A 22,485-nucleotide genomic window follows, 5' to 3' on the forward strand; every position below is an offset into this window, starting at 1 on the left:
GCGCCTACTTGTGGTGCTGCATTTCAATGTTTCATATTACTCAAAAATATAGTCTCTTTATGAATAAGCCTACGTTACAAGAATCAAATCAACCTTACCCATATTCAGCGCAATACCCTATCCAAGATAGCAGTGATGAGATTGATCTACGTGAACTGTTTGTCGCGCTTTGGCGTGGTAAGTGGCTCATTATCGCGACAACGTTTGTTTTTGCGGTAGGCGGCGTTCTATATGCGCTTTCTCAACCAAATACTTACAAAGCAGAGGTGGTACTTGCCTCTTCAAGTGATGGTGGCAAAGGCGGAATGGCTGCAATGGCATCACAGTTCGGAGGCCTTGCATCTTTGGCTGGCATCAATTTAGGCGGTGGAAGTACTGATGATAAAGGCATGTCTCTTGCGGTGCTTAATTCACGGCAGTTCTTAAATACCTTCATTACCAAGCATAACTTACTTGTGCCACTGATGGCGGCAACGGAGTGGAACGAAGGCGACAATTCCTTAGTGATTGAGCCGGAACTCTACGATGTAAAAACAGAGCAATGGGTTCGAGAGGTAAAACCGGGTAAATCTCAAATTCCAACCGATTGGGAAGCATATAAAGTATTTAAGAAGATCCTTAGTAGCTCTGAAGCAAAAGATACGGGTTTAGTGACTCTGTCTGTTACTCATTTCTCGCCAGTGATCGCTCAGGAGTGGGCAGAGCTGTTAGTGCAAGATTTAAATGCGTGGATGAAAGATAAATCTCTTAATGAAACCAAGCGTAATATAGGTTACTTAGAGCAGCAGTTAGAGAAAACTAATGTATCTGACATGAGAACGGTATTTTTTCAGCTTATTGAAGAGCAGACCAAAAACCTGATGCTGGCTGAAGTTGAAACCGAGTTTGCATTTAAAACGGTAGACCCAGCAGTGATCCCAGAAGAGAAAGCAGGCCCTAAACGTGCATTAATCTGCGTATTAGCAACCCTACTGGGTGGCATGCTAGGAGTGGCTGTGGTTTTAGTTCGGTTTGTTTTTAGAAAAGAAGATGAGTTGGAAGCTGAAAGTTAAGTCAAAAAAGAGCCTATTGGGGCGGTTTTAAAAAAATAAGAAAAATCTAGGTTTTATAAGGGATAGTCGAGAATAGACTGTCTCAAAATGAATAAAAAGTGTCTCAGTGTTTATTGTACAGCTGAGACATCCAGTCATGCATTTTGTAAAAATTGATAATTAAGAGTAGGCCGAAAATGTCTAAGAAAAAAATCCTGACGGTGTTTGGCACTCGTCCTGAAGCAATTAAGATGGCACCTCTCGTTCATGAATTAGCCGCAGATGAACGATTCGAAGCGAAATGCTGCGTGACTGCTCAGCATCGTGAAATGCTTGATCAAGTTTTAGAACTGTTTGAAATTACGCCTGATTATGATCTGAACTTGATGAAATCAGGTCAGACATTAAATGACGTAACGGCTAAGATCGTTCAGGCACTGAAATCTGTACTGGAAGATTTTAGGCCAGATGTTGTACTTGTACACGGTGATACTGCTACCACATTTGCGGCGAGTCTTGCAGCTTATTACGAACAGATCCCTGTTGGACACGTAGAAGCTGGACTTCGTACCGGTAATATTTATTCACCTTGGCCAGAAGAAGGTAATCGCCGCTTAACAGGTGCCTTAACAAAGTTCCACTTTGCTCCGACCGAAACATCTAAGCAAAATCTGTTAAAAGAAAACTTTAACCCAGCCGATATCACTGTCACAGGTAATACCGTGATTGACGCGCTGTTGATGGTAAAAGATAAAATTGATTCTGATAAAGATTTGAACGTTACGCTTTCTGCCCAGTTCCCGTTTTTAGATGAAGCTAAGAAATTAATACTGGTCACTGGCCATCGTCGTGAAAGTTTTGGTGGCGGCTTTGAGCGTATTTGTGAGTCGCTTGCCATTACTGCAAAAGCAAACCCTAATACACAAATATTATACCCAATGCATCTTAATCCAAATGTGCGTGAACCCGTCAATCGTATTCTTGCTTGTATTGATAACATTCACCTTATTGAGCCTCAACAATACTTATCATTTGTTTACCTAATGAACCGTGCGCACATCATTTTGACTGACTCGGGCGGTATTCAAGAAGAAGCGCCTTCATTAGGCAAACCTGTACTAGTAATGCGAAGTACAACTGAACGCCCAGAAGCGGTTGATGCAGGTACGGTGAAGCTTGTTGGTACTGATGTGGATAAGATTGTGTCGAATTTAAATATTCTTCTAACGAATGAAGAAGCATACAGAGAAATGAGCTTTGCGCATAACCCGTATGGTGATGGTAAGGCTTGTAAACGAATTTTAAACGAGTTAAATAAATAAAAGTTAGGGCTAGAAAATGTCATTTGAAACAATTTCAGTAGTTGGTCTTGGTTATATTGGCTTACCAACAGCAGCAATGTTTGCATCTCGTAAGAAAAAAGTAATTGGAGTAGACGTTAACCAAAATGCAGTAGACACTATTAACCGTGGCGAAATTCATATTGTTGAACCAGAGCTTGACGGTATTGTGAAAACAGCAGTTACGGAAGGGTATTTAAAAGCGGTGACGACACCGGAAAGTGCAGATGCTTTCTTGATTGCAGTTCCAACGCCGTTCAAAGAGTGCGATGAAGGTGAAATTCCAGAACCTGATTTGAGGTTTATAGAAGCTGCGAGTAAAGCTATTGCCCCTGTTTTAAAGAAAGGGGATTTGGTGATTCTTGAATCTACTTCTCCTGTCGGAGCAACAGAGCAGATGGCTGAATGGTTAGCTGAAGCAAGAAGTGATTTAACTTTCCCTCAAGTGGCAGGTGAAAATGCAGATGTCAATGTAGCGCATTGCCCTGAGCGAGTGTTGCCTGGTCATGTTGTCCGTGAACTAGTAGAAAATGACCGTGTTATTGGCGGCTTAACCACAACGTGCTCAGCACGTAGCGTAGAATTATATAAAACGTTTGTACAAGGTGATTGCGTTATCACAAACGCACGCACCGCTGAAATGGCAAAGTTAACCGAGAATTCATGTCGTGATGTTCAAATAGCATTTGCCAACGAGCTTTCAATTATTTGTGACAAACTGGACATTAATGTTTGGGAACTTATCTCTCTAGCAAATCGTCATCCTCGTATTAATATTTTACAGCCAGGCCCTGGTGTAGGGGGGCACTGCATTGCAGTTGACCCTTGGTTTATTGTGTCGAAAACCCCAAAGGAAGCCCAAATTATTCATACTGCACGTAAAGTGAACGATGCTAAGCCTAAATGGGTCGTAGAGAAAGTAAAACTAGCAATTTTGGATTTCTTACAAGCTAATTCAAATAAAAAGGCTAAAGATGTAACTATTGCATGTTATGGAATTGCATTCAAAGCAGATATTGATGATCTTCGTGAAAGTCCAGCTAAAGAAATTACTGTTGAGATTGCTAGAATACATGCTGGGCGTGTTTTGGTTGTTGAACCGAATATAGAAGAATTGCCAAAAGAACTGACAAATGCAGAAATAACGAGTTTTGAAAAAGCTGTGGCAGAGGCTGATATACATTTGCTTTTAGTTGATCATAAAGAATTTAAACAAGAAAATATCAACTCAGAATTTTTGATAGACACCAAAGGAATTTGGTAATTAATCTATGGTGCCTAGTAGATTAAGAAATAAGTATAAAGATAGCTAAGAGTGTTTATGTATGATTTATTTAAATAGTCCGTTAAAGCCAGACTTGAAAAAGTTAACACCATATCTAGAAAAAATAAATAAAAAAGGTTGGTACACTAACTTCGGTCCCCTTCATAAAGAGCTTACATTGAGACTTGAAGATTATTTAGGTGTTAAAAACCTGCTACTAACAAACAATGGCACATCTGCGCTTCAAGTTGCTGCAAAGGCGATTGGTAGCCGAGATATTCTGGCAACGCCATTTAGTTTTGTCGCTACCGTAAGTGCTTTTAAATGGCAAAAAGATGAACTTGCTTTTGCTGATATCGATAAGCAATCACTTAATCTATCTCCAAATGCGGTGAAGCTTGCGTACCATAAAGGGTGCAAGGCCGATACTTTGGTAGCAACTCATGTTTATGGTAACCCATGTGATGTTCATGCTTTTGATAAACTAAGTGAGAAAAGCAATTTCCAAATTATCTATGATGCGGCGCACGCTTTCGGCGTAAAGCTTAAAGGTAATTCAGTGCTAAATTTTGGTGATGCTAGCACTCTTAGTTTTCATGCCACCAAAATATTCCACACAGTGGAGGGCGGCGCAATAGTGTTTAAAGACAGAGTAAACTTCGAAAAAGCAGAAGAAATCATTAATTTTGGTATTCGCCCGGGACGTGGTGTGGTTGATATTGGTATTAATGCCAAGCTTAATGAATACCAAGCGGCAGTGGGTCTAGTAAATCTGGAAGAGATAGATAACATTCTTAATCACCGCGCAGAACTGTTCCATCAGTACCGTGAAGGCCTTAAAGGTGTTGTGGAATTACCTAAGTGGCATGAAGATACTAATGCTAATGGCGCTTATATGCCAATATTGTTAGAAAGTGCTGAGAAAATGAATCAAGTCGAAAAACATTTAGCAGATAACAATATTCAATCAAGGCATTATTTCGAGCCTTCACTAGATAAGATATTCGTAGATAGTCATAATTACGGTACGCGTAATAGTGTTTCAGCGGCTGAGCGAATATTATGTCTTCCGATGCATGCGCATTTGGATGATAAGTCAGTTAACAAGGTAATGAGCATTATCAAAGAGGTGGTCTAAGTGAATATTCTAGTTGTAAGTGATAATGAAGTTATTTTTAAGGAGTTTAGAGGAATATTTGAAAACAACTCAAGTGAGGGTTTGTTAGTTAAATATGGATGTTCACCGGAATCAAAAACTGATTTCGAGAATTGGAATGATGTTTGTGTGATAGATGTTAAATCTGATTATAATGAAATAATATCTGAGTATGACTTGGTTATCTCTTGTCATTGTAAAAAGATTTTTCCAGCTACTTTAGTGAATAGTGTTCGATGTATAAATATACATCCCGGACTGAATCCATATAATAGAGGGTGGTATCCTCAAGTTTTTTCTATTATAAACAAACTTCCACATGGTGCTACCATACACGTCATGGATGAAGAAATCGATCATGGTGATATAATATGCCAGAAAGAAGTTAAAATATTGCCTTATGATACGTCATTGGATGTTTATAAAAAAATTATTTCAGTGGAAATAGAGCTCTTTCGAGATAACTTTGAATTGATAATCTCTGGTAAGTATGAAGCTTGTGAGATGAGCGAGGAAGGTAATTATAATGGAGTTTCAGATTTTAAAGAGCTATGTAAATTAGACCTGAACAAAGTTGGAACGTTAGGTGAGCATATCGATTTACTGCGTGCATTAACCCATGGGAATTACAAAAATGCTTTCTTTACATACGACAACAAGAAAGTATATGTAGGTATAAACTTTCTTGTTGACAGTGTACGCAAATAGAGAATATTACTTTGATGAATACATAACGAATCAATGTGTGTTATCCGAGATTACTAATGTGATACAAGGAACTGACAGAGAGCAATCTCAGAGTTAATAGTTATACGGAAAGGTAACTATTTAATGTTAGTAAAAGATAATCAATCAAGCCACAATGCGAGTGATTCATTTGAACAAGAAGAAATTAGGCAACGAGGGCGTAAGATATTAAAAAGCTATATTGTTGTTCCGTTTACCGATAAGTTTGGATACTTCGCATCTAAATGGAAAGTCAAAACAGCTTTTGTATAGCAGCGACTTGTCAACAGGGAAGTGGTGAGATAGTGCCAAATACTACATTTCTTCTAAGGGAATGAAAGCAGAAGAACTTGGAAAGTTATGTTGAGGCCACAGGGGCGTTGCAAGTATGTACTGATTGTTTAATGCTGTAATGAATGAAAGTGACAACTGAATCACCTACAAGCATGTATCAGAAAGTTCGCGAATTCGCAAAATGTACATGAATTTTATTAAGCTTGTAGATATAGATAAAGGAACATTGAAACGCCGACAATTGAAGTACGTGCTAAATACAGAGTCCCGAGATAGAGTTTTGTTTGGCACTTAAGTGTTTTTCAAAACTTTGTAATACATGCGGGAATCCTGTAGCAAGCCTTTATTGACGGATTTTTATGAATTTTCTGTGGCGATAAGATTTTTTGTCGGATTGTAGTTAAAAGTTTAGAGTAATTAAGTATATATGAAAATCTTATATATAGGTCCAGGTTTTGGCAGTAATATGAGGCTGTGGTTAGAATATTTCGGAAATAAAATTGATTTCGATGTGTATTTACTACCTACTACAAGTTTAAGCGATGAATTTAAAGAAATGGAAGGGTTAAGATTTGTTTTTGGGCCTAGGGATTTATTCGATATAGTAAGGTTTATAAAGGACGTTAAAAAGCATGAATTTGATATAATTCATGTACATGGTGGATACAATAAGAAGTTAGTGTTGTTATTAAGTCAAATATCTAAGGGTAAGCTAATATTTAACTTATGGGGGCAGTGGTTTTATGATGGCTTAACAGATAGAAGTTTATTAAGATCTATATATTTTAAATATATAGTGAATAAATCTGACTTAATATTTGTTAACTGGTGGCATTTATATTTAAATTTGTGTGATTACTCAGCAGAAGTTAAGAGTAAAACAAGATTGACACTGTGGGGCAATTCCATGAAGCATAACTTGTTCTATGATGTAGAGAAAATAAACCGAGAGGTTAAGTATAGCTATAATATAGAAAAAGATGACTTCTTTATATTTATTCCAAGAGGAATGCTAAGGCATAATAATATACATCTAATTATAGAGTCGCTCTGTTTATTGAAAGGCAGGTTGAGAATTAATGAATATGAAAAAATTAAGGTGCTTATTAAAACTGCAAATGCAACTGACAAACAGTATCTAAATGAAATTGAGCAATATATCAATGAAAAAAAATTAGGAAATATCATAATTGAAGAAGGCATATTTTCTCCAAATGAATATGCTGACTTATATTCAAGAGCAGATCTGTCAATCTATATGAGTAATAATGACATGTTAACAAATGCAATTGTTGATGGAATATACTCGAAAACGAATTTAATTCTTAGTGATATCTCTCCATATATGGAGTTAAAGAATCGGTATGATCTTGATGTTACGTTATCTAAGATTGGTTCAAAACCGTTAAGTGAAGGGATATTAACGGTCCTTCTTAGGAAAGACAAAAAACACTTAGACAATAATTTGAAGAAAGTAGGCCAAGACTTTGTTTTTGAGAAGAATATAGAAAAGACAATTCGGTTGTATAATGAATTGATAAGTGGGGGGAAATAGATGTTTTCATCGTTGATAGCATTAGGTTATTTTTTTAAGCGCAAATCGATGAATGTGTTTGTATCTATAATAATAAAATTGCTTAGAATAATTTACTCATTTCAGTTTAGATTCAATAGAGAAATAGGTAAAAATGTCCTATTTTGTTATTATGGTTTAGGGGTTGTTATTCATGAAGATGTTGCAATTGGATCTAATGTGACAATCGCTCAGAACGTTACTATTGGTGGAAGATCGCAAACAGGCGGTTTACCAATAATAGGGAATGATGTATATATAGGAGCTGGTGCTATTATACTTGGCAATATAAAAATTGGTGATAACTCTGTTATTGGCGCAGGGAGTGTAGTGATTAGTGACATACCAGAAAATAGTGTTGTAGCGGGTGTGCCTGCTAAAGTTATTAAAATGGATATTGAAAATATACGAGATTACTTTTGATAAATAGACTATTGGATAAATATAAAGGGTTTGTGTATTTATTTAACTCTAACATACTAACTAAAATTTCAGTTTTTTCTGGTATGTTTCTAGTGGCTATGTTTGTTACACCTCAAGATCTTGGTCAAATTAGAACTGGATTGGCTTATGTAGAAATACTTTCTGTTGTTTCTCTTTTAGGTATGAATACATCTATACTTTATCATTGTAATTCAAAGGTAGATAAAGTACAGCTTCGAGGATATTTAACAACCTCATTGGTAATTTCACTTTTATTTTCAATGCTGATATTACTTTCTTTAGGTGCTTTTTTTTATAGTGAGATACAAGAAGCGAACGAATATTTTTTATATTTTTTGTTGTCGTTACCAACCTTAGTCCTAGCTGGGGTAAGCTTGGCCTTTCTACAAGCAACTCAGAAGTTCAAAGAGTTTTTTTACTCAACTGTGCCGCCTAAACTTATTGCTACATTTATATTGGTAGTATGTACATATTTTTTTTCAAAATTAGGTTATGTCTATGGTTATCTTATTGGTTCAATAATAACAGGTGTTTATCCATGTTACTATTTAGGGCAGTATATAAGATTTAATTTTATATCAATAGATAAGTTGACTAACTTACTGAAAGTAGGGAAGTACTCAATGATATCAAATCTCATTGGGGCTTTAGGTGTGTACTTAGGATTGATAATTTTATCTGGTAGTTCAGCAAGTAAGTTTGATGTTGGCCAAATTTCCTTTGCGTTAATTATTTTGGTTGGCTTCGATACGATAACTGCGACTGTTCAGCAGCATGCTATACCAAAATTGAATCTAGTTAAACTTAATAGAGATGAATGGTATTCTACGTTAATTAGTATAGAGAAAAAATTTGTTAAATACGCTTGGTTGCTGGGTTTTTTAACTTCGTTTTTATCATTATTAGTTTACAATGTTTTTGATGGGTTTAAGTATTCATCAGCATTGTTGTACTTTTCTGCGCTATCAGTTATATGGCCTATTGCTTCAGGATACACAGTTAAAGGTGCTGCCTTAATTTCTGTAGGAAGAACAAACCTAAATTTTAAATTTTCTTTATTTAGTTTTATTTTTATGGTTCCTCTTACTTATTTGTTAGTAAATGAATACGAGATTATAGGTTTGATTTCCTCAAGATTTTTTATTTCACTCTATTCTAGAGTTGTAATGACGAAGATATTTAATTCTTACATTCGAGATGTTGATGCAGCACAAAATCGTTAAGTTATTTTATGAAAATGGCCCGAAAATTTTCATATTTAAAGTTTTAAGGAGGGTTTTTAGGCCGATAAAGAGTCGACTCCTGAGTAGTTTGGTTTTTTTTAGGGTATATAAACTTATTCCTTTAAAGTTAGATACCTCAATTAATTATTGGGTTGATACGAATGTTTCTGATGAGTTACTTGTAAATTGCTTATATCATTCTTCTGGAAAGGGGTACTTATTAGGAAAATGGATCGATTTGAATCCTGGTAAAAAAATAGTGTATAAAGACTTAACATCTCATTTCGATTCGGGTTTTGATGTTAAAGATATCATGGAATCCTCTAGGATGAACTTTCTGCCGACTATGGCATTAAGTATTGATAATCCCAAGTTGTCTAAGGATGCCAGCTTGTTAATTGAAAAGTACTTGTTTAAACGACTTGAAGAGTTTCAATTAGATACGCAGTTTCAAAATATTAATATGTGGCTTTGCACAATGGATAGCTCAATTAGAATTTGTAATTTTATACTGACCATTCAGATTCTCAGCTATAAGGGTTATGATGTATCTTTGTTTAATGTTGATACTAGTATTAAGCTTCATTTCTGCAAGTTGATTTTTGATGATGAATTTAATTTCCAAGAAAGTAATAATCATTATTTGTTAAATTTGATTGCAGGAGGGTTTGTACTCTTTTCATCGAAGCCTACAACGTTAATTCGCCTGTTGAGAAAATTATATCTAAAGAGAATTGTTAATGAGTGCGCTAGACAATTTAACAGTGATGGGAGCAATTTCGAAGATTCAACCGGCTATCATCGATTTGTCTCAGAATCAGTGCTCTACTTTTATCATCTTTTGACTTGCAGTGTTGATATGGAGAAGTCTAATTTTGCATTTATTGATAAACTAGAGAATATAATAAAAAAAGCCCATAAATTTTCAGTAGATATTTCTACGACTGATTTTACACAACCTATTATTGGCGATAATGATTCAGGTTACTTTTTCGATTTTTACTGCACATTGAAGTTTAAAGATAATAGCCTTAGTTTTCAGGATAGAGTGAGAAATGTATTGAAAGTCCTTTATAAGCCAGAGGTTGATATATTTAATAGTTATATGAATACTTTTGACCAGCGGTTCGATAGTCATAAGGGGTTTATTGAAAATGTGGATAAACTTATTCTTGATTGTGGCAAGAGTGTAGGGCCCTGTAATCGAGAAATACTTTCAGAATCTGAATTTATATGTGATTTCTTCTCGAATAAAAGGGCTGTTTATACTTTATCTTTTTCAGGTGAGATAAGCCGAATCGTTTATTCTGACTTCGGGCTTTGCATATTAGAGTCTGACACTTTTAAGCTTTATTTTAAATTTAAAGGGTTATCAACGGGACACAGTCATAGTGATCTGTTATCAATATCACTATACATGCATGGTAAAGGTTGGGTGATTAGTGACCCTGGAACTTCGACTTATACAAGCTCTAAAATAGAGAGAAATAGAATGAGAGGTATACAAGCACATTTTACTCCTCTGGTTGATACTTTAAAGGGAACAATAGAGCCTGTAAACTTTATTGACTGGTTTAATGTAATTAGTTCATCAACTCAGTTTGTTATATCTGATGAATACATATTGGCCTCATACTCTTATCAAGGAATTGAAGTCAGCAGGCGAATTTCAGTTAATGAATCTCAACTCGTTGTCGAAGATTATTTGATGTCAGAGAGTCAATGTAAACTAATTCATAATAAGTCAACAAAAATTTACCATAGATATGGAGAGGCAAGTGAAGAAGATACTTTTGATATGTCCAAAATTTACGCCAAGCAACACTGTATCAGTTCATCGCAATAAATTTTTCGTAGAGAAGCTGAGTGTAGAAAATAAAGTAGATATTTGGGTGTCAGACCGAAAAACAAATTATAGTGATTTTTTTAATGAAGTGACAGTTCTTCCTGAAGGGTTGGTTGATTCTTTTAAAAATGTTTTTAAAAATGGACATGGTATTAAAAACTATGTTTATAAGCATGGTAGTAAATACGACCAGGTTATTATATCATGCCCTGAATTTACTTTGCTTTCGTTTGCAATACCATTCAGAAAGCTTGGAGCTAAAGTGATTCTAGATATTAGAGATCTCCCTGATATGATATACTTCAATTATAAAAAACAGGGTGTTTCTTTATTATTTTTAAGATATTTATTTTTGAAAGTTGTAGAAAGTTATATAAAGTTTATATCTAAAACTTCCGATTTAGTTATTTGTGTAGGTCTAGAGTCTGAAAGAATATTAAATGACTGGGGAATTAATGCTGTTTCAGTACATAATGGTTTTCTTGAGTCAGACGTAACTAATCATAGGCCTGAAACAAAAGTGATTAGTCATAGAAAAATTATTAAAATCGGTTGTGGAGGTAATGTCTATGACTTCAGAGATAGTGAGGCCCTCAGGAATTTAATTGATGTTTTAGATAGCGAAAGTAGTTATATGTTTGAGCTTCATCATTATGGGAAACTTTCAAGCAAATTATTGGGTTTTGTTTCTAAAAAGAAGTATTTAAAATATTATTCTTACTCTCAAGTTGATCGTGAAATCTACCTCAAGGCTTTAGTGAATTATGATTTATCTTTGCTTGTGACTTCTGATTGTTTGATTTGGGAACCTACCACTACAGTTTTTGACTATATATTATTGAATAGTAAAATACTATTTGTTGGTAGTGCTAAAGAAGCCAAAAATATACTTATCTCATCAAAAACGGATTTTATAGATTGTAATGATATAGACATTCCTCAGTTAATAGAATTTGTAGAAAGAAAAGCTATAGTTCGTAATGAGATAGACTTATATAGCAGAGAGTTTCAGTATGAGAAGTTTAAAAAGTATTATGAACGGTTATGTAATTAAAGCAGACGTAAACTTACTTTTGTTTCTTATCTTAGTTATATCGCCGCTGTTTGATTTGGCAACTGGATTGTTAATGTCTTTAGGTATATTGATTGAGGGGGCAGTAGCAACACCATCTCAATTTATCCGCTTGATATTAACAGTTTTCTCCGTTTACTTACTAAGACGGTACTTGCATTTTTACACGTCTCTATTAGTATTGTGTTTTTTTATTTTCATTGAAATCTTTTCTGCGTTTACATATTTAAACATTAGCGGTTTTCTTTTTTCTTTAATGAACTTGTCTAAGTTATTTTTGCTCGCAATGATGGTTATGGTTGTTTATAGAAAGAGAGAAGATATTTCTTCGGAGGTGGTCCTAAAGTTAATAAAGTTTAATAGTTACTTGGTTTCAGTTGCTATAATATTTTCGTCATTAACAGGTTATGGGTCTCAGACCTATATTGAAGGCTTTGGTACGAAATCTTTCTTTGCATCTGGTAACGGTCTTGGGATTTATTTGGGCTGTTTAAGCTTACTTAATTTGTTTTTGTTACTATTTTATAAGAATAAAAATTTCTTTCTAGTTTATGTGTTATCAACGTTTGCATTATTACTTGTAGGAACTAAGACTTGTGCTATATTTTTTCTCGTGTCTATTTTTCTTTACTTCTATTATAGTAAATATCGAATTTTATTTTTTTCAGTTCTTGGTCTTTTTGTAGTTTCTTTCTGGTCATATTTATATGATTTTTTAATTGTTGCATTTGATGTTGTTTTATTTAGATTTGAAAAGTCGGAAGGGTTGATGGATTTCATTTTAAGTAGTCGAGTCGAATATTTTAAAGATGCAGTTTCTATGTTTAATGTCGATGGTCTTTATTCTTTAAGGGTCCTTAGTGGTTTAGGGGTTTTTGTTTCTTTTCAAGAGTTGAACGATAAAGTATTTTACGATACTTTAGAATCGGATGTGTTAGATATATTCTTTATGTATGGTGCCATTGGGTTTTCTTTGGTTTTTACTTTTTATTGTATGATGTTGAGTGTGGTTAGACGTAATTTTATTTTACTGCTATCTGTTATTTTACTTGTTTTTCATTCTTTTTTGGCTGGACATGTATTATTTAATGGTATGACTTCATCTTTGTTTGTATTAATTTTAGCTGTACACTCTATGACATTAAAAAGGAAATTGCATGAATAAAAAATTTTTATTGATTCATTTGTTTGACGACTATAGTGGTAGCCCGAAGGTTTTGTCCTCTTTTATTAATGTGCTAAAAAAAAATGGTGTTTTATTTGACGTTTTTATTGGTTCCGGTTCTAAAGGGTTTATAAATTCTTCATCTACGACTAGCTCTTTTCTTTATAAAAGATCTAATTGTAAGTTGATAACATTGTTTTTTTATCTTGTCAGCCAGTTTGTACTTTTCTTTAAAGTGCTAAAATGGATTTATAATAATAAAAAAGAAGATAAAATAATACTTGTTAATACTTTACTACCTTTTGGTGCAGCGCTAGCGGGGAAAATGTGTAATGTGGAAGTTAATTACTACCTTCATGAGGTAAGTATTAGCCCTAAGTTACTTAATTTTACTTTAGTAAAGGTTATGGAATGTACGAGTAGTTATAATTTATTTGTTTCTGATTATGTTAAGGGGGTTTATACAAACTTACCTGGTTGTGTTATTTATAATTGTGCGGACCCAATGTATGAGACGATAAATTTGACAGACGATGCCTTGTATAACAAGTGGTTAAAAAAGAATGTTCTTTTAGTCTGCTCTCTAAAAACCTATAAAGGATATTTATCCTTTATAGAAATTGCTAAAGAAAATGACTTTTTGTTTACTTTAATATTGAATTGCTCTCAATCAGATTTCCATGAATTAAATCGTGGGCTTGATTTACCCCCAAACATTGATGTAGTCTTTCGGCCTCAAAAATTGGCTGATTATTATATAGATTCGTTCTTAGTTTTTAATCTATCAGATCCCCAATATTGGATTGAAACTTTTGGGTTAACTATACTGGAAGGCATGTTTTCGTATTCCCCAATTATATGTCCTCAAATAGGTGGGCCGGCTGAATTAGTAAGAGATAATTGTGATGGCTGGCATATTAGTTTCTTAGATAAAAATAGAATTTCGAGCAAATTAAGTTACTTATCTAAAGATTATGATAAGTGGTTATGTTTTTCACGTTCAGCCAGATCAAGAGCTGAAGAGTTTAGTAATTCGAGATATGAATATGAAATATGTAGAACGTTTTCTATCTATAATTAAATTTTATTTGTCAGAACTTTATTTACAGGTGCCCAATTTTTTTCGATTGGGTGGTTTCTATCGTGAGTATTACAAATTCCTCATCGATAGTGATGGTTGGAATGATTCAGAAAAGTTTAAATATCAATTAACGTTAAGGGATAGAATACTAGATGATGCAACCAAATATGTGCCATATTATTCCCCCCATAAAGAATCGAAATTTGATGGTCTTGATATACTAACTAAAGTTCATATTAAGAATCACCGTGCTATTAGTTTTGTATCTAATAAGATTAGTCTAAAAAAAATAAAGGCTAAATATACAGGAGGCTCAACAGGAGAGCCTTTAGAGTTCTATAATTCTAAAAAGGCGTCTTTACGAGAGTTTGCCCATATTGATTGCATTTTATCTAAATTTGAATTTTCTAATAAAAAATCTTATAGAAAAGTGTTTATTAGAGGTGCAGTTCTTCCTGGAGGACGAAGCGTTTTAAAGATCGGGCGTTCTTTGTATGTATCTTCTTTTCACCTGAGCAAAGATAAGATACCTAATATTTTAAATTCTATCTTGGAATTCGATCCTCATATTATTAATTGCTACCCTTCTTCAATTAAAGAGCTAGCATCGTTTATTAATAGCAGTTCTAATAGTTATAAATTTAACTCACTATCTTTAGTTTATGCCAGCTCCGAAGTCTTTTCTTATACTGATAAAATCAGTGTTAAAAAAGCCTTCAACTCAAGTATTTGTGATCATTATGGGAATAGTGAGTTTTCTGTTTTAGGCTATCAAGTTGACTTTGAGCCAGGCGTTTTCCCTTTCCAGTACTCATATATAGAGCTTTCTAGTGATAATGAATTAATCGCGACTTCACTTATTGAGCGTGAATATCCTTTTTTGAAGTATGCTACTAATGATTATGTAGTAGATCCTATGTTTAGTGATTCTGGCTTAGTCATAGGTTATAAAAGCATTCGTGGTAGGACACAAGATTATATAACAGATAAACTTGGCGCTAAGATCTATATTTCAAGTTTAAACTTTCATGATGACAGCTTTTTAGGGGTAAATGGTTATCAGTTTTATCAACCAGAAATGGGTATGGTTACTATGCGTATTCAAGCAGATTCGTCTTTGGTCATGACTAATTTGCAATCTTACTTGGAACAGCGTTTACAAAACTTTACTTTTAATATAGCCATATGCGATCAATTAGAAAGAACACGTGTAGGTAAAGTTAAACTAGTTATCAAAGACAATCATAAGTAGTTAAGGATTTTTATGAAAATTTTAGTCACCGGAGGCGCGGGATTTATAGGCTCTGCAGTAGTTCGTCATATTATTGAAAACACCACGGACTCAGTAATTAATGTGGATTGTTTGACTTACGCGGGCAATTTAGAATCATTAGTTACTATAGAGTCAAGTGGGCGTTATGTATTTGAGCATGTAAATATCTGTAACCATGCAGAGCTTGAGCGCGTATTTAAACAGCATAAACCAGATGCTGTTATGCATCTTGCCGCTGAGAGCCATGTGGACCGGTCGATTACTGGTCCTGCCGCATTCATTGAAACTAACGTAGTGGGTACATACACGCTACTTGAAGTGACGCGTGCTTACTGGGATGGCTTAAGTCATGATGATAAGCAAGCATTCCGTTTCCATCACATTTCTACTGATGAAGTATATGGTGACTTACCCCACCCTGATGAAGTAGAAGATTCTAGCAACCTTCCCATGTTCTTGGAAACTACGCCTTATGCCCCCTCAAGCCCGTACTCGGTATCTAAGGCATCAAGTGATCACTTAGTCCGAGCTTGGCTGCGCACCTACGGTTTACCTACGATTGTAACCAACTGCTCGAACAACTATGGTCCGTACCATTTCCCAGAGAAACTCATTCCGCTAGTTATTCTAAACGCGCTTGAAGGTAAAGACCTACCAATCTACGGAAAAGGCGATCAAATTCGTGATTGGCTGTATGTTGAAGACCATGCTCGTGCGCTATACAAAGTTGTTACGAAAGGGGGGATTGGCGAGACCTACAACATAGGTGGTCACAATGAGAAGCAAAATATTGAAGTGGTAAAAACTATTTGTGCCACCTTAGATAAGCTCGTCCCTAAAGCCGCAAAATACGAAGAGCAGATCATATTTGTGACAGATCGACCAGGGCATGATCGACGCTACGCCATTGACTCTAGCAAAATGCAACTTGAACTTGGCTGGATGCCGCTTGAGACATTTGAAACTGGTCTAGAGAAGACTGTGAAGTGGTATCTAGATAATGAGCAGTGGTGCAAGAACGTCCAAGAGGGTAGCTACCAACGTGAACGTTTAGGCATTTCAGAGGGAGTTAAATAATGAAAGGTATTGTATTAGCAGGTGGCTCAGGTACGCGTTTATACCCATTAACTCGTGGTACATCAAAACAAATGCTGCCGATATATGATAAGCCTATGGTTTATTACCCAATATCTACCCTTATGCTGGCAGGCATTAAAGATATCTTAATTATTACTACTCCTGAAGATCAAGCTGGTTTTAAGCGTTTATTAGGTAATGGTAGTGATTATGGTATCAATCTGGATTACGCGGTTCAACCGAGTCCTGATGGTTTGGCGCAAGCTTTCATTATTGGTGAAGAGTTTATTGGTGATGACTCAGTATGTTTAGTCTTGGGTGATAACATTTATTACGGCCAGCACTTTAGCGAGCAATTATTAAACGCAAGCCTCCGTACAGAGGACGGGATAGCTAGTGTATTTGGTTATCAAGTGCATGATCCTGAGCGTTTTGGTGTTGTTGAGTTCGATGAAAACATGAAAGCTATCTCGATAGAAGAAAAGCCAGCAAAGCCGAAATCGAACTATGCTGTAACTGGGCTCTATTTCTACGATAATTCAGTTATTGAGTTCGCAAAACAAGTTAAGCCATCTGAACGCGGTGAGCTAGAAATTACGACTTTAAATGAAATGTACCTCAATGCTGGTAAATTATCTGTTGAGTTATTGGGACGTGGTTTTGCATGGCTGGATACAGGCACCCATGAAAGCCTGCAAGAGGCGGCAAATTTTGTGGAAACCATTCAGAATGTACAAGGGCTGAAAGTAGCTTGCTTAGAGGAAGTCGCCTTTAATAATGGCTGGTTATCGAAACTAGAATTACTCACTATTGCTCAGCCTATGCTTAAAAATGAATATGGTCAATACCTCAAACGAATCGCAGAGACAAAGTAGTGACTCAATTACTTAAAGTATTGGTAACCGCCAAAAACGGTCAAGTAGGCTATTGCTTGACTGAGCGATTAAAGACAAGAGCAGATGTTCAACTATTTAGCTTCGATCGTACAGAGCTTGATATTACTAATAAGCAGCAAGTTGAAAAAGCGTTCAACGAGACGCAGCCAGATATTATTATTAATGCAGCCGCGTATACAGCAGTAGATGAAGCTGAAAATGACATTGCAAACGCGTTTGCAATTAATGAAACTGGCCCGAAATATTTAGCAGATATGGCTGTTCAGTTTGAAGCTATACTCCTACATATTTCTACAGATTACGTTTTTGATGGAAGTAAAGATAGCCCGTATCTCGAAACCGATACGCCAAGCCCACAGAGTGTATATGGTAAAAGTAAACTTGCCGGTGAACAGGGCATTATAAGCAGTGATTGTAAACATGTAATCCTGCGTACCGCTTGGGTATTTGGCGAGCATGGTAATAACTTTGTTAAAACCATGCTGCGCCTAGGGGCAGCAAGGGATACATTAGGTGTTATTGGAGACCAATTCGGTGGTCCCACCTACGCAGGTGATATCGCTGACGCTCTTATAGCCATAATGGATAATTACCAATGTGAAGCGCAAAATGGGATTTATCACTTCTCTGGTGCGCCACAGGTGAGTTGGTATCAGTTTGCAACATCGATTTTCGAAAATGCTAAACATCATGATTTGGTGTTAAAAGAATTAACAATTAATGAGATACCAGCAACGGCATACCCATTACCTGCACCTCGCCCAGCGAATTCACGTCTTAACTGCGAAAAGGTTGAAACCGTATTTGGTATTAGACCCAGTAACTGGCAACAAGCACTTGAGAATATAATGGCATATAAATAGGCAGAGTTAGAAAGAACTAAAATGAAAGTAATCGATACTAAAATACCTGATGTAAAAATCATCGAACCTAAAGTGTTCGGGGATGAGCGTGGTTTCTTTATGGAAACCTGGAACCAAAAGCAGTTTGAAGAGCTAGTGACGGGTAAATCAACACAGTTTGTCCAAGATAACCATTCTAAGTCGAAGAAAGGTATCTTACGCGGCCTGCATTACCAAACAGAAAACACTCAAGGAAAGTTGGTTCGAGTCGTATCAGGCGAAGTGTTTGATGTGGCGGTCGATATTCGAGAAGGCTCGCCAACGTTTGGCCAATGGGTCGGTGAGTACCTTTCATCAGAAAACAAGCGCCAGTTGTGGGTGCCAGAAGGCTTTGCTCATGGTTTTTATGTGACTAGTGATGAGGCTGAATTTGTTTATAAGTGTACTGATTACTATCATCCAGAAGCTGAGCTTGCAATAATTTGGAACGATCCTGAAATAGGGATTAAGTGGCCTATTGATGAGATACCAAAGTTATCGTCAAAAGACTTAAATGCAAAAGCTTTAAGCGGAGTTAAACGACTCTTATGAAGAAAGTTGCAATTGTAGGTACTGTAGGTATTCCAGCATGTTATGGGGGGTTTGAGTCTTTAGTTGAAAACTTAACTCTGAATTCGGGTGATAGACTGGAATATACAGTTTATTGCTCATCAAAAAGTTATTCAGAAAAGCTAGCTAGTCATAATAATGCAAAACTAGCATATATCCCTTTGAAAGCTAACGGAATCCAGAGTATTCCTTATGATGTTTTATCATTAATGCAATGCTTAATTCAACGGTCTGATGTTGTTCTTATATTAGGAGTATCAGGGTGTATATTTTTACCTATTTTTCGGTTTTTATCTAAAAGTCATGTAGTTACAAATATAGATGGTCTGGAATGGAAGAGAGAAAAATGGGGAAAATGGACTCGCCGTTTCTTAAAGTGGTCGGAGTCTTTGGCAGTAAAATACTCAGATGTTGTTGTTACCGATAATCAAGCCATTACTGACTATGTTAAAGATGAATATGCAATCAATAGCAATACGATTGCGTATGGTGGTGATCACGCTATACGAGATATCGATGTGCCTAGCAAACAAGATGAGTATGCCTTGGGACTTTGTCGCATTGAGCCAGAAAACAATGTCGCAATGATTCTTGAGGCATTCTCAAGAACGAAAGAAAACCTAAAGTTTGTCGGTAATTGGCAAGCCAGTGAATTTGGACGCAATCTCAAGAATCAATATAATAGCTTCAATAATATTGAATTATTAGATCCAATCTATGATTTAGATGAGTTGTATAAGCTTAGGAGTGGATGTTCACTTTATATTCACGGTCACTCCGCTGGTGGAACAAACCCATCGTTGGTTGAGATGATGCATTTTGGTATACCTATTATGGCCTTCGATTGCAACTTTAACCGTTATAGTACAGACAACAAGGCGTGCTATTTTGAGTCGAGTAGAGATTTGGTCAAGTTGTTGAATACCAATCAAGTGGAAGATTTAGAAGCGAATGGCGCTGCTATGATAAAAATTGCCAATCAGCGCTATACTTGGCATCAAATTGCTAAGGCTTACGAACATATTTACAGTTAGTCAGTACTATTGGTGAGATCGTTTTTGATCCTTTTACTTTAATGAAAAGAATTAGTTAAAACTGTAACCGTTTCAATTATGAGACAGTTTTGAGACACGTTTATAGCTTAAAAAAATGCCGCAATAGTCGAATGAGACGATTGCGGCATTTTTGTATGTCGATGGCGAGATTAAAATGCTTTCTCAGGTAACCCTTTTAACCTTCTAACATAACTTGTAATACGCCAGATATGGCTAAGTATGACGGCATAGGCTAAGAAGCAGGCAATGAATAGATAAAACATCACAGGCTCTGCGATACCTGCTGTTTCTCCGTAAATCCCAAACCCAGCGTATAAACTTGCAATGGTGCAAATAGTTAGCAATGTCTGCTTAGAGCTAAGTCCTAAGCGTTGGAAAATATGATGCAAATGTTCACGATCTGGTTTGAATGGTGAATCGCCGCGTTTTACTCTTCGAATCATGATTGCCGTCATATCCATTAATGGCACCGCAATAAGCCAAAGTGCGGTCACAGGTCGCATCAATGATGAGGTCTCATCTTGGCTTACCCCTAGTAGCAACCAAATCACAGTAAAGCCGATCATCATGCTGCCAGCATCCCCCATAAACACTTTTCTTTCTCTACCTAGAATGCCGAGGTTCATGAAGATATAAGGAATCATTGCTACAATAAAGACAACGCATAAGTAGGCAAGACCCCACTCCATATCGACATTAAGCAAAATAGCTAATCCCGCAAAAGTTACGATGGATAGCCCACCAAGTAACCCATCGATACCATCTACCATGTTAAAGGCGTTAATTGCCCCAATAACTGCAATTACCGTTACGATACCGCCCATCCAACCTAAATGAACTTCCCCAAAACCAAACATATTGCCTAAGCTCATCAGTTCAATATCTGCGAAGTAAATCATGCAAATGGAGAGCCCGGCTTGAATACCAAGTCGAACTTTAAAGCTCAGATCGCATTTATCATCGACTGCACCGACTAGTGTCAGTAAAACGATCGAGGATAAATAAATCATGCTGTGTTGAATGACATCAGGTTTGAATGCGATGAACTGTGCGATACATATACAGATTGAAATGCCGCCAACCAAAGGTACTGCGCCAGTATGGAATTTTCGAGCATTAGGTTTATCTACTAAGCCGATATTTTTTGCTATTTTTCTCATCAAGAATAGGGTGGAAAATGAAAAGAAAAAGACAAAAGTTAGTTCTAACAACATATTATTAGCCAATCATTTAATTATATTTTATTGATCGAATTTTAGCTTAAATTTCATATTTTCGAAAGTGGGTTGCCGTTAATAAGGAAGTAACACATGGCTTTTCTTAATCCAAACTATTTCCCAGAACTGCGATTTACGACATCCTTGCTTCAAGAAAATTATACCTCCTTCGCACTCTTCTATTTGTCTGATTGTAAGTGTCTCTTAGTGGGCTAAGAATTATGTATGAATACATATAGTCACCAAGGAGTTCGCCATGCTCTTCATCACCAACCGTACACCACTGCAATCGGCTCGTTCCAACGCTGGGCGGCGCATTGGGTTTAATTACCAAAATACCGATGTGTCGAAGTGGCTTTATTTTTGTGAGCGTCATGGTGAGAACGACTATACTGAAGTGACCTCTCAGCCCTTCTTCTCTCGCTTGAAATTATTGCCAACAAGGACTCAGCTGCTGTTCTATATCCATGGTTTCGATAACAACATGGAGCCCGATATTTTCCACAGAGCGCAGCAACTGCAAAACTTTTTAGATGAACAGGTGGATTTGCAAAAGAGAGCTCGAGTATTGGTGATTCCACTGATTTGGCCGTGTGATGACGACAGTAAGTTACGTATTATCGATGATTATTGGGACGACCAAAAAGCCGCCGACCATAGTGGCATCGCCTTTGCGCGTCTGCTGTGTAAATTTGATGATTGGCGCAGAGCTGGCGAACAACAAGCGGAGCCTTGCCTACGCAGAATGAACTTACTGGCGCACTCCATGGGCAATCGAGTATTAGTCAATGCGCTGCAATCTTGGGTGGAAGAGCTCGGTCGCGGTGCCATGCCAATGATGTTTCGTAATATTTTCATGGTTGCTGCTGATGTTGAAAATCACATTCTTGAACCCGAACATCGTGGCCGCTATGTGTTGGACGCCGCCAAAAATACCGTGGTCTATTACGCCAGTGATGATTTGGCTATGTCCGCATCCAAAGTGGCAAATTTACGTCATATCACCTGTTCACGTCGTCTTGGAATGACAGGGCCGGAAAGCATCTCAAAACTATCTGCTAAGCGCGTGTTCGAGTTCGATTGTGATAGCTTCAATAACCGTTTGGATCCGCCACTTGGTCATAGCTATTTTCTTACTAATCAGAGTGGGGAAGTCAGTCCTATTATTCCTCATATTGCAAAAGCCATTGAAACTGGTTGTGTCAGCTTGAATTGGTGAGCTAATGGTTAACCGTTGCTTTGATAAATATCGCTAACGAATATTTATCATCTATTAACTATCACTTATTAACTAACAACGA

General features: G+C 36.3%; 21 protein-coding genes. 20 read left to right on the forward strand and 1 reads right to left on the reverse strand.

Annotation, left to right across the window (positions count from 1 at the left end; genetic code table 11):
• Window positions 1–59: 59 nt before the first annotated feature.
• From L4C39_RS10085 to L4C39_RS10175, 19 genes are all read left to right on the forward strand, one after another.
• The gene (locus L4C39_RS10085; RefSeq protein WP_429745664.1) at window positions 60–1,052 is read left to right on the forward strand and encodes a Wzz/FepE/Etk N-terminal domain-containing protein; all 993 of its coding nucleotides are present in this window, start codon (window positions 60–62) and stop codon (window positions 1,050–1,052) included.
• 176 nt (window positions 1,053–1,228) lie between these two features.
• Window positions 1,229–2,353, forward strand: coding sequence for a non-hydrolyzing UDP-N-acetylglucosamine 2-epimerase (gene wecB, locus L4C39_RS10090; protein ID WP_429745666.1), 1,125 nt, complete (start codon window positions 1,229–1,231; stop codon window positions 2,351–2,353).
• Between the two features lie 16 nt (window positions 2,354–2,369).
• Entirely contained in the window at window positions 2,370–3,635 is a 1,266-nt protein-coding gene (gene wecC, locus L4C39_RS10095; protein WP_429745668.1) for a UDP-N-acetyl-D-mannosamine dehydrogenase, read from the forward strand.
• 61 nt (window positions 3,636–3,696) lie between these two features.
• Window positions 3,697–4,773, forward strand: a complete 1,077-nt coding sequence (locus tag L4C39_RS10100) for a DegT/DnrJ/EryC1/StrS family aminotransferase (protein ID WP_429745670.1) — start codon at window positions 3,697–3,699, stop codon at window positions 4,771–4,773.
• The gene (locus L4C39_RS10105) at window positions 4,774–5,499 is read left to right on the forward strand and encodes a dTDP-4-amino-4,6-dideoxyglucose formyltransferase (protein ID WP_429745672.1); all 726 of its coding nucleotides are present in this window, start codon (window positions 4,774–4,776) and stop codon (window positions 5,497–5,499) included. It begins immediately after the preceding gene.
• Window positions 5,500–5,622: 123 nt separating this feature from the next.
• Window positions 5,623–5,790, forward strand: a complete 168-nt coding sequence (locus L4C39_RS10110) for a hypothetical protein (protein WP_429745674.1) — start codon at window positions 5,623–5,625, stop codon at window positions 5,788–5,790.
• A gap of 448 nt (window positions 5,791–6,238) precedes the next feature.
• Window positions 6,239–7,366: a glycosyltransferase family protein gene (locus L4C39_RS10115; RefSeq protein WP_429745676.1), complete on the forward strand. Its 1,128-nt coding sequence runs from the start codon at window positions 6,239–6,241 to the stop codon at window positions 7,364–7,366.
• The gene (locus tag L4C39_RS10120) at window positions 7,367–7,807 is read left to right on the forward strand and encodes a serine O-acetyltransferase (RefSeq protein WP_429745678.1); all 441 of its coding nucleotides are present in this window, start codon (window positions 7,367–7,369) and stop codon (window positions 7,805–7,807) included.
• Between the two features lie 32 nt (window positions 7,808–7,839).
• Entirely contained in the window at window positions 7,840–9,051 is a 1,212-nt protein-coding gene (locus L4C39_RS10125) for an oligosaccharide flippase family protein (protein WP_429745876.1), read from the forward strand.
• Window positions 9,032–10,897 (forward strand): heparinase II/III domain-containing protein, encoded by a 1,866-nt coding sequence (locus L4C39_RS10130; protein WP_429745680.1) that lies wholly within the window; start codon window positions 9,032–9,034, stop codon window positions 10,895–10,897. The genes L4C39_RS10125 and L4C39_RS10130 overlap by 20 nt, the downstream gene beginning before the upstream one ends.
• Window positions 10,830–11,951, forward strand: a complete 1,122-nt coding sequence (locus L4C39_RS10135; protein WP_429745682.1) for a glycosyltransferase family protein — start codon at window positions 10,830–10,832, stop codon at window positions 11,949–11,951. Before L4C39_RS10130 ends, L4C39_RS10135 begins: the two co-directional genes overlap by 68 nt.
• Window positions 11,911–13,134, forward strand: coding sequence for an O-antigen ligase family protein (locus L4C39_RS10140; RefSeq protein WP_429745684.1), 1,224 nt, complete (start codon window positions 11,911–11,913; stop codon window positions 13,132–13,134). The genes L4C39_RS10135 and L4C39_RS10140 overlap by 41 nt, the downstream gene beginning before the upstream one ends.
• Window positions 13,127–14,215, forward strand: coding sequence for a glycosyltransferase (locus L4C39_RS10145; RefSeq protein WP_429745686.1), 1,089 nt, complete (start codon window positions 13,127–13,129; stop codon window positions 14,213–14,215). The genes L4C39_RS10140 and L4C39_RS10145 overlap by 8 nt, the downstream gene beginning before the upstream one ends.
• Window positions 14,181–15,467 carry a hypothetical protein gene (locus L4C39_RS10150; protein ID WP_429745688.1) on the forward strand — a complete coding sequence of 429 codons (1,287 nt, stop codon included), beginning with the start codon at window positions 14,181–14,183 and terminating at the stop codon, window positions 15,465–15,467. The genes L4C39_RS10145 and L4C39_RS10150 overlap by 35 nt, the downstream gene beginning before the upstream one ends.
• Before the next feature lie 12 nt (window positions 15,468–15,479).
• Complete coding sequence (rfbB, locus tag L4C39_RS10155) at window positions 15,480–16,565, forward strand: dTDP-glucose 4,6-dehydratase (protein ID WP_429745690.1); 1,086 nt, start codon at window positions 15,480–15,482, stop codon at window positions 16,563–16,565.
• Window positions 16,565–17,440, forward strand: a complete 876-nt coding sequence (rfbA, locus tag L4C39_RS10160; protein WP_429745692.1) for a glucose-1-phosphate thymidylyltransferase RfbA — start codon at window positions 16,565–16,567, stop codon at window positions 17,438–17,440. Before rfbB ends, rfbA begins: the two co-directional genes overlap by 1 nt.
• A complete protein-coding gene (gene rfbD, locus L4C39_RS10165; RefSeq protein ID WP_429745694.1) occupies window positions 17,440–18,324 on the forward strand; it encodes a dTDP-4-dehydrorhamnose reductase in 885 nt (294 codons plus the stop codon). Before rfbA ends, rfbD begins: the two co-directional genes overlap by 1 nt.
• Before the next feature lie 21 nt (window positions 18,325–18,345).
• Window positions 18,346–18,894, forward strand: a complete 549-nt coding sequence (gene rfbC, locus L4C39_RS10170; protein ID WP_429745696.1) for a dTDP-4-dehydrorhamnose 3,5-epimerase — start codon at window positions 18,346–18,348, stop codon at window positions 18,892–18,894.
• Complete coding sequence (locus L4C39_RS10175) at window positions 18,891–19,946, forward strand: DUF1972 domain-containing protein (RefSeq protein ID WP_429745698.1); 1,056 nt, start codon at window positions 18,891–18,893, stop codon at window positions 19,944–19,946. Before rfbC ends, L4C39_RS10175 begins: the two co-directional genes overlap by 4 nt.
• 170 nt (window positions 19,947–20,116) lie before the next feature.
• Here L4C39_RS10175 and wecA read toward each other — a convergent pair whose 3' ends face one another.
• Complete coding sequence (gene wecA / locus L4C39_RS10180) at window positions 20,117–21,181, reverse strand: UDP-N-acetylglucosamine--undecaprenyl-phosphate N-acetylglucosaminephosphotransferase (protein WP_429745700.1); 1,065 nt, start codon at window positions 21,179–21,181, stop codon at window positions 20,117–20,119.
• A gap of 259 nt (window positions 21,182–21,440) precedes the next feature.
• Between wecA and L4C39_RS10185 the strand changes: the two genes are divergently transcribed.
• Entirely contained in the window at window positions 21,441–22,403 is a 963-nt protein-coding gene (locus L4C39_RS10185; RefSeq protein ID WP_429745701.1) for an alpha/beta hydrolase, read from the forward strand.
• Window positions 22,404–22,485 lie beyond the last annotated feature (82 nt).

The sequence above is a fragment of the Vibrio clamense genome (assembly GCF_050337905.1).
Lineage (GTDB): Bacteria > Pseudomonadota > Gammaproteobacteria > Enterobacterales > Vibrionaceae > Vibrio > Vibrio cortegadensis.

Bases quoted from the DNA above. Each gene is read 5' to 3' on its own strand.
- L4C39_RS10130 (WP_429745680.1), top strand. From the start codon at position 9,032: ATGCAGCACAAAATCGTTAAGTTATTTTATGAAAATGGCCCGAAAATT.
- rfbC (WP_429745696.1), top strand. From the start codon at position 18,346: ATGAAAGTAATCGATACTAAAATACCTGATGTAAAAATCATCGAACCT.
- rfbB (WP_429745690.1), top strand. From the start codon at position 15,480: ATGAAAATTTTAGTCACCGGAGGCGCGGGATTTATAGGCTCTGCAGTA.
- wecB (WP_429745666.1), top strand. From the start codon at position 1,229: ATGTCTAAGAAAAAAATCCTGACGGTGTTTGGCACTCGTCCTGAAGCA.
- L4C39_RS10085 (WP_429745664.1), top strand. From the start codon at position 60: ATGAATAAGCCTACGTTACAAGAATCAAATCAACCTTACCCATATTCA.
- rfbA (WP_429745692.1), top strand. From the start codon at position 16,565: ATGAAAGGTATTGTATTAGCAGGTGGCTCAGGTACGCGTTTATACCCA.
- L4C39_RS10100 (WP_429745670.1), top strand. From the start codon at position 3,697: ATGATTTATTTAAATAGTCCGTTAAAGCCAGACTTGAAAAAGTTAACA.
- wecA (WP_429745700.1), bottom strand. From the start codon at position 21,181: ATGTTGTTAGAACTAACTTTTGTCTTTTTCTTTTCATTTTCCACCCTA.
- L4C39_RS10110 (WP_429745674.1), top strand. From the start codon at position 5,623: ATGTTAGTAAAAGATAATCAATCAAGCCACAATGCGAGTGATTCATTT.
- L4C39_RS10150 (WP_429745688.1), top strand. From the start codon at position 14,181: ATGAAATATGTAGAACGTTTTCTATCTATAATTAAATTTTATTTGTCA.
- L4C39_RS10140 (WP_429745684.1), top strand. From the start codon at position 11,911: ATGAGAAGTTTAAAAAGTATTATGAACGGTTATGTAATTAAAGCAGAC.
- L4C39_RS10120 (WP_429745678.1), top strand. From the start codon at position 7,367: ATGTTTTCATCGTTGATAGCATTAGGTTATTTTTTTAAGCGCAAATCG.
- wecC (WP_429745668.1), top strand. From the start codon at position 2,370: ATGTCATTTGAAACAATTTCAGTAGTTGGTCTTGGTTATATTGGCTTA.
- L4C39_RS10115 (WP_429745676.1), top strand. From the start codon at position 6,239: ATGAAAATCTTATATATAGGTCCAGGTTTTGGCAGTAATATGAGGCTG.
- L4C39_RS10185 (WP_429745701.1), top strand. From the start codon at position 21,441: ATGCTCTTCATCACCAACCGTACACCACTGCAATCGGCTCGTTCCAAC.
- L4C39_RS10175 (WP_429745698.1), top strand. From the start codon at position 18,891: ATGAAGAAAGTTGCAATTGTAGGTACTGTAGGTATTCCAGCATGTTAT.
- L4C39_RS10145 (WP_429745686.1), top strand. From the start codon at position 13,127: ATGAATAAAAAATTTTTATTGATTCATTTGTTTGACGACTATAGTGGT.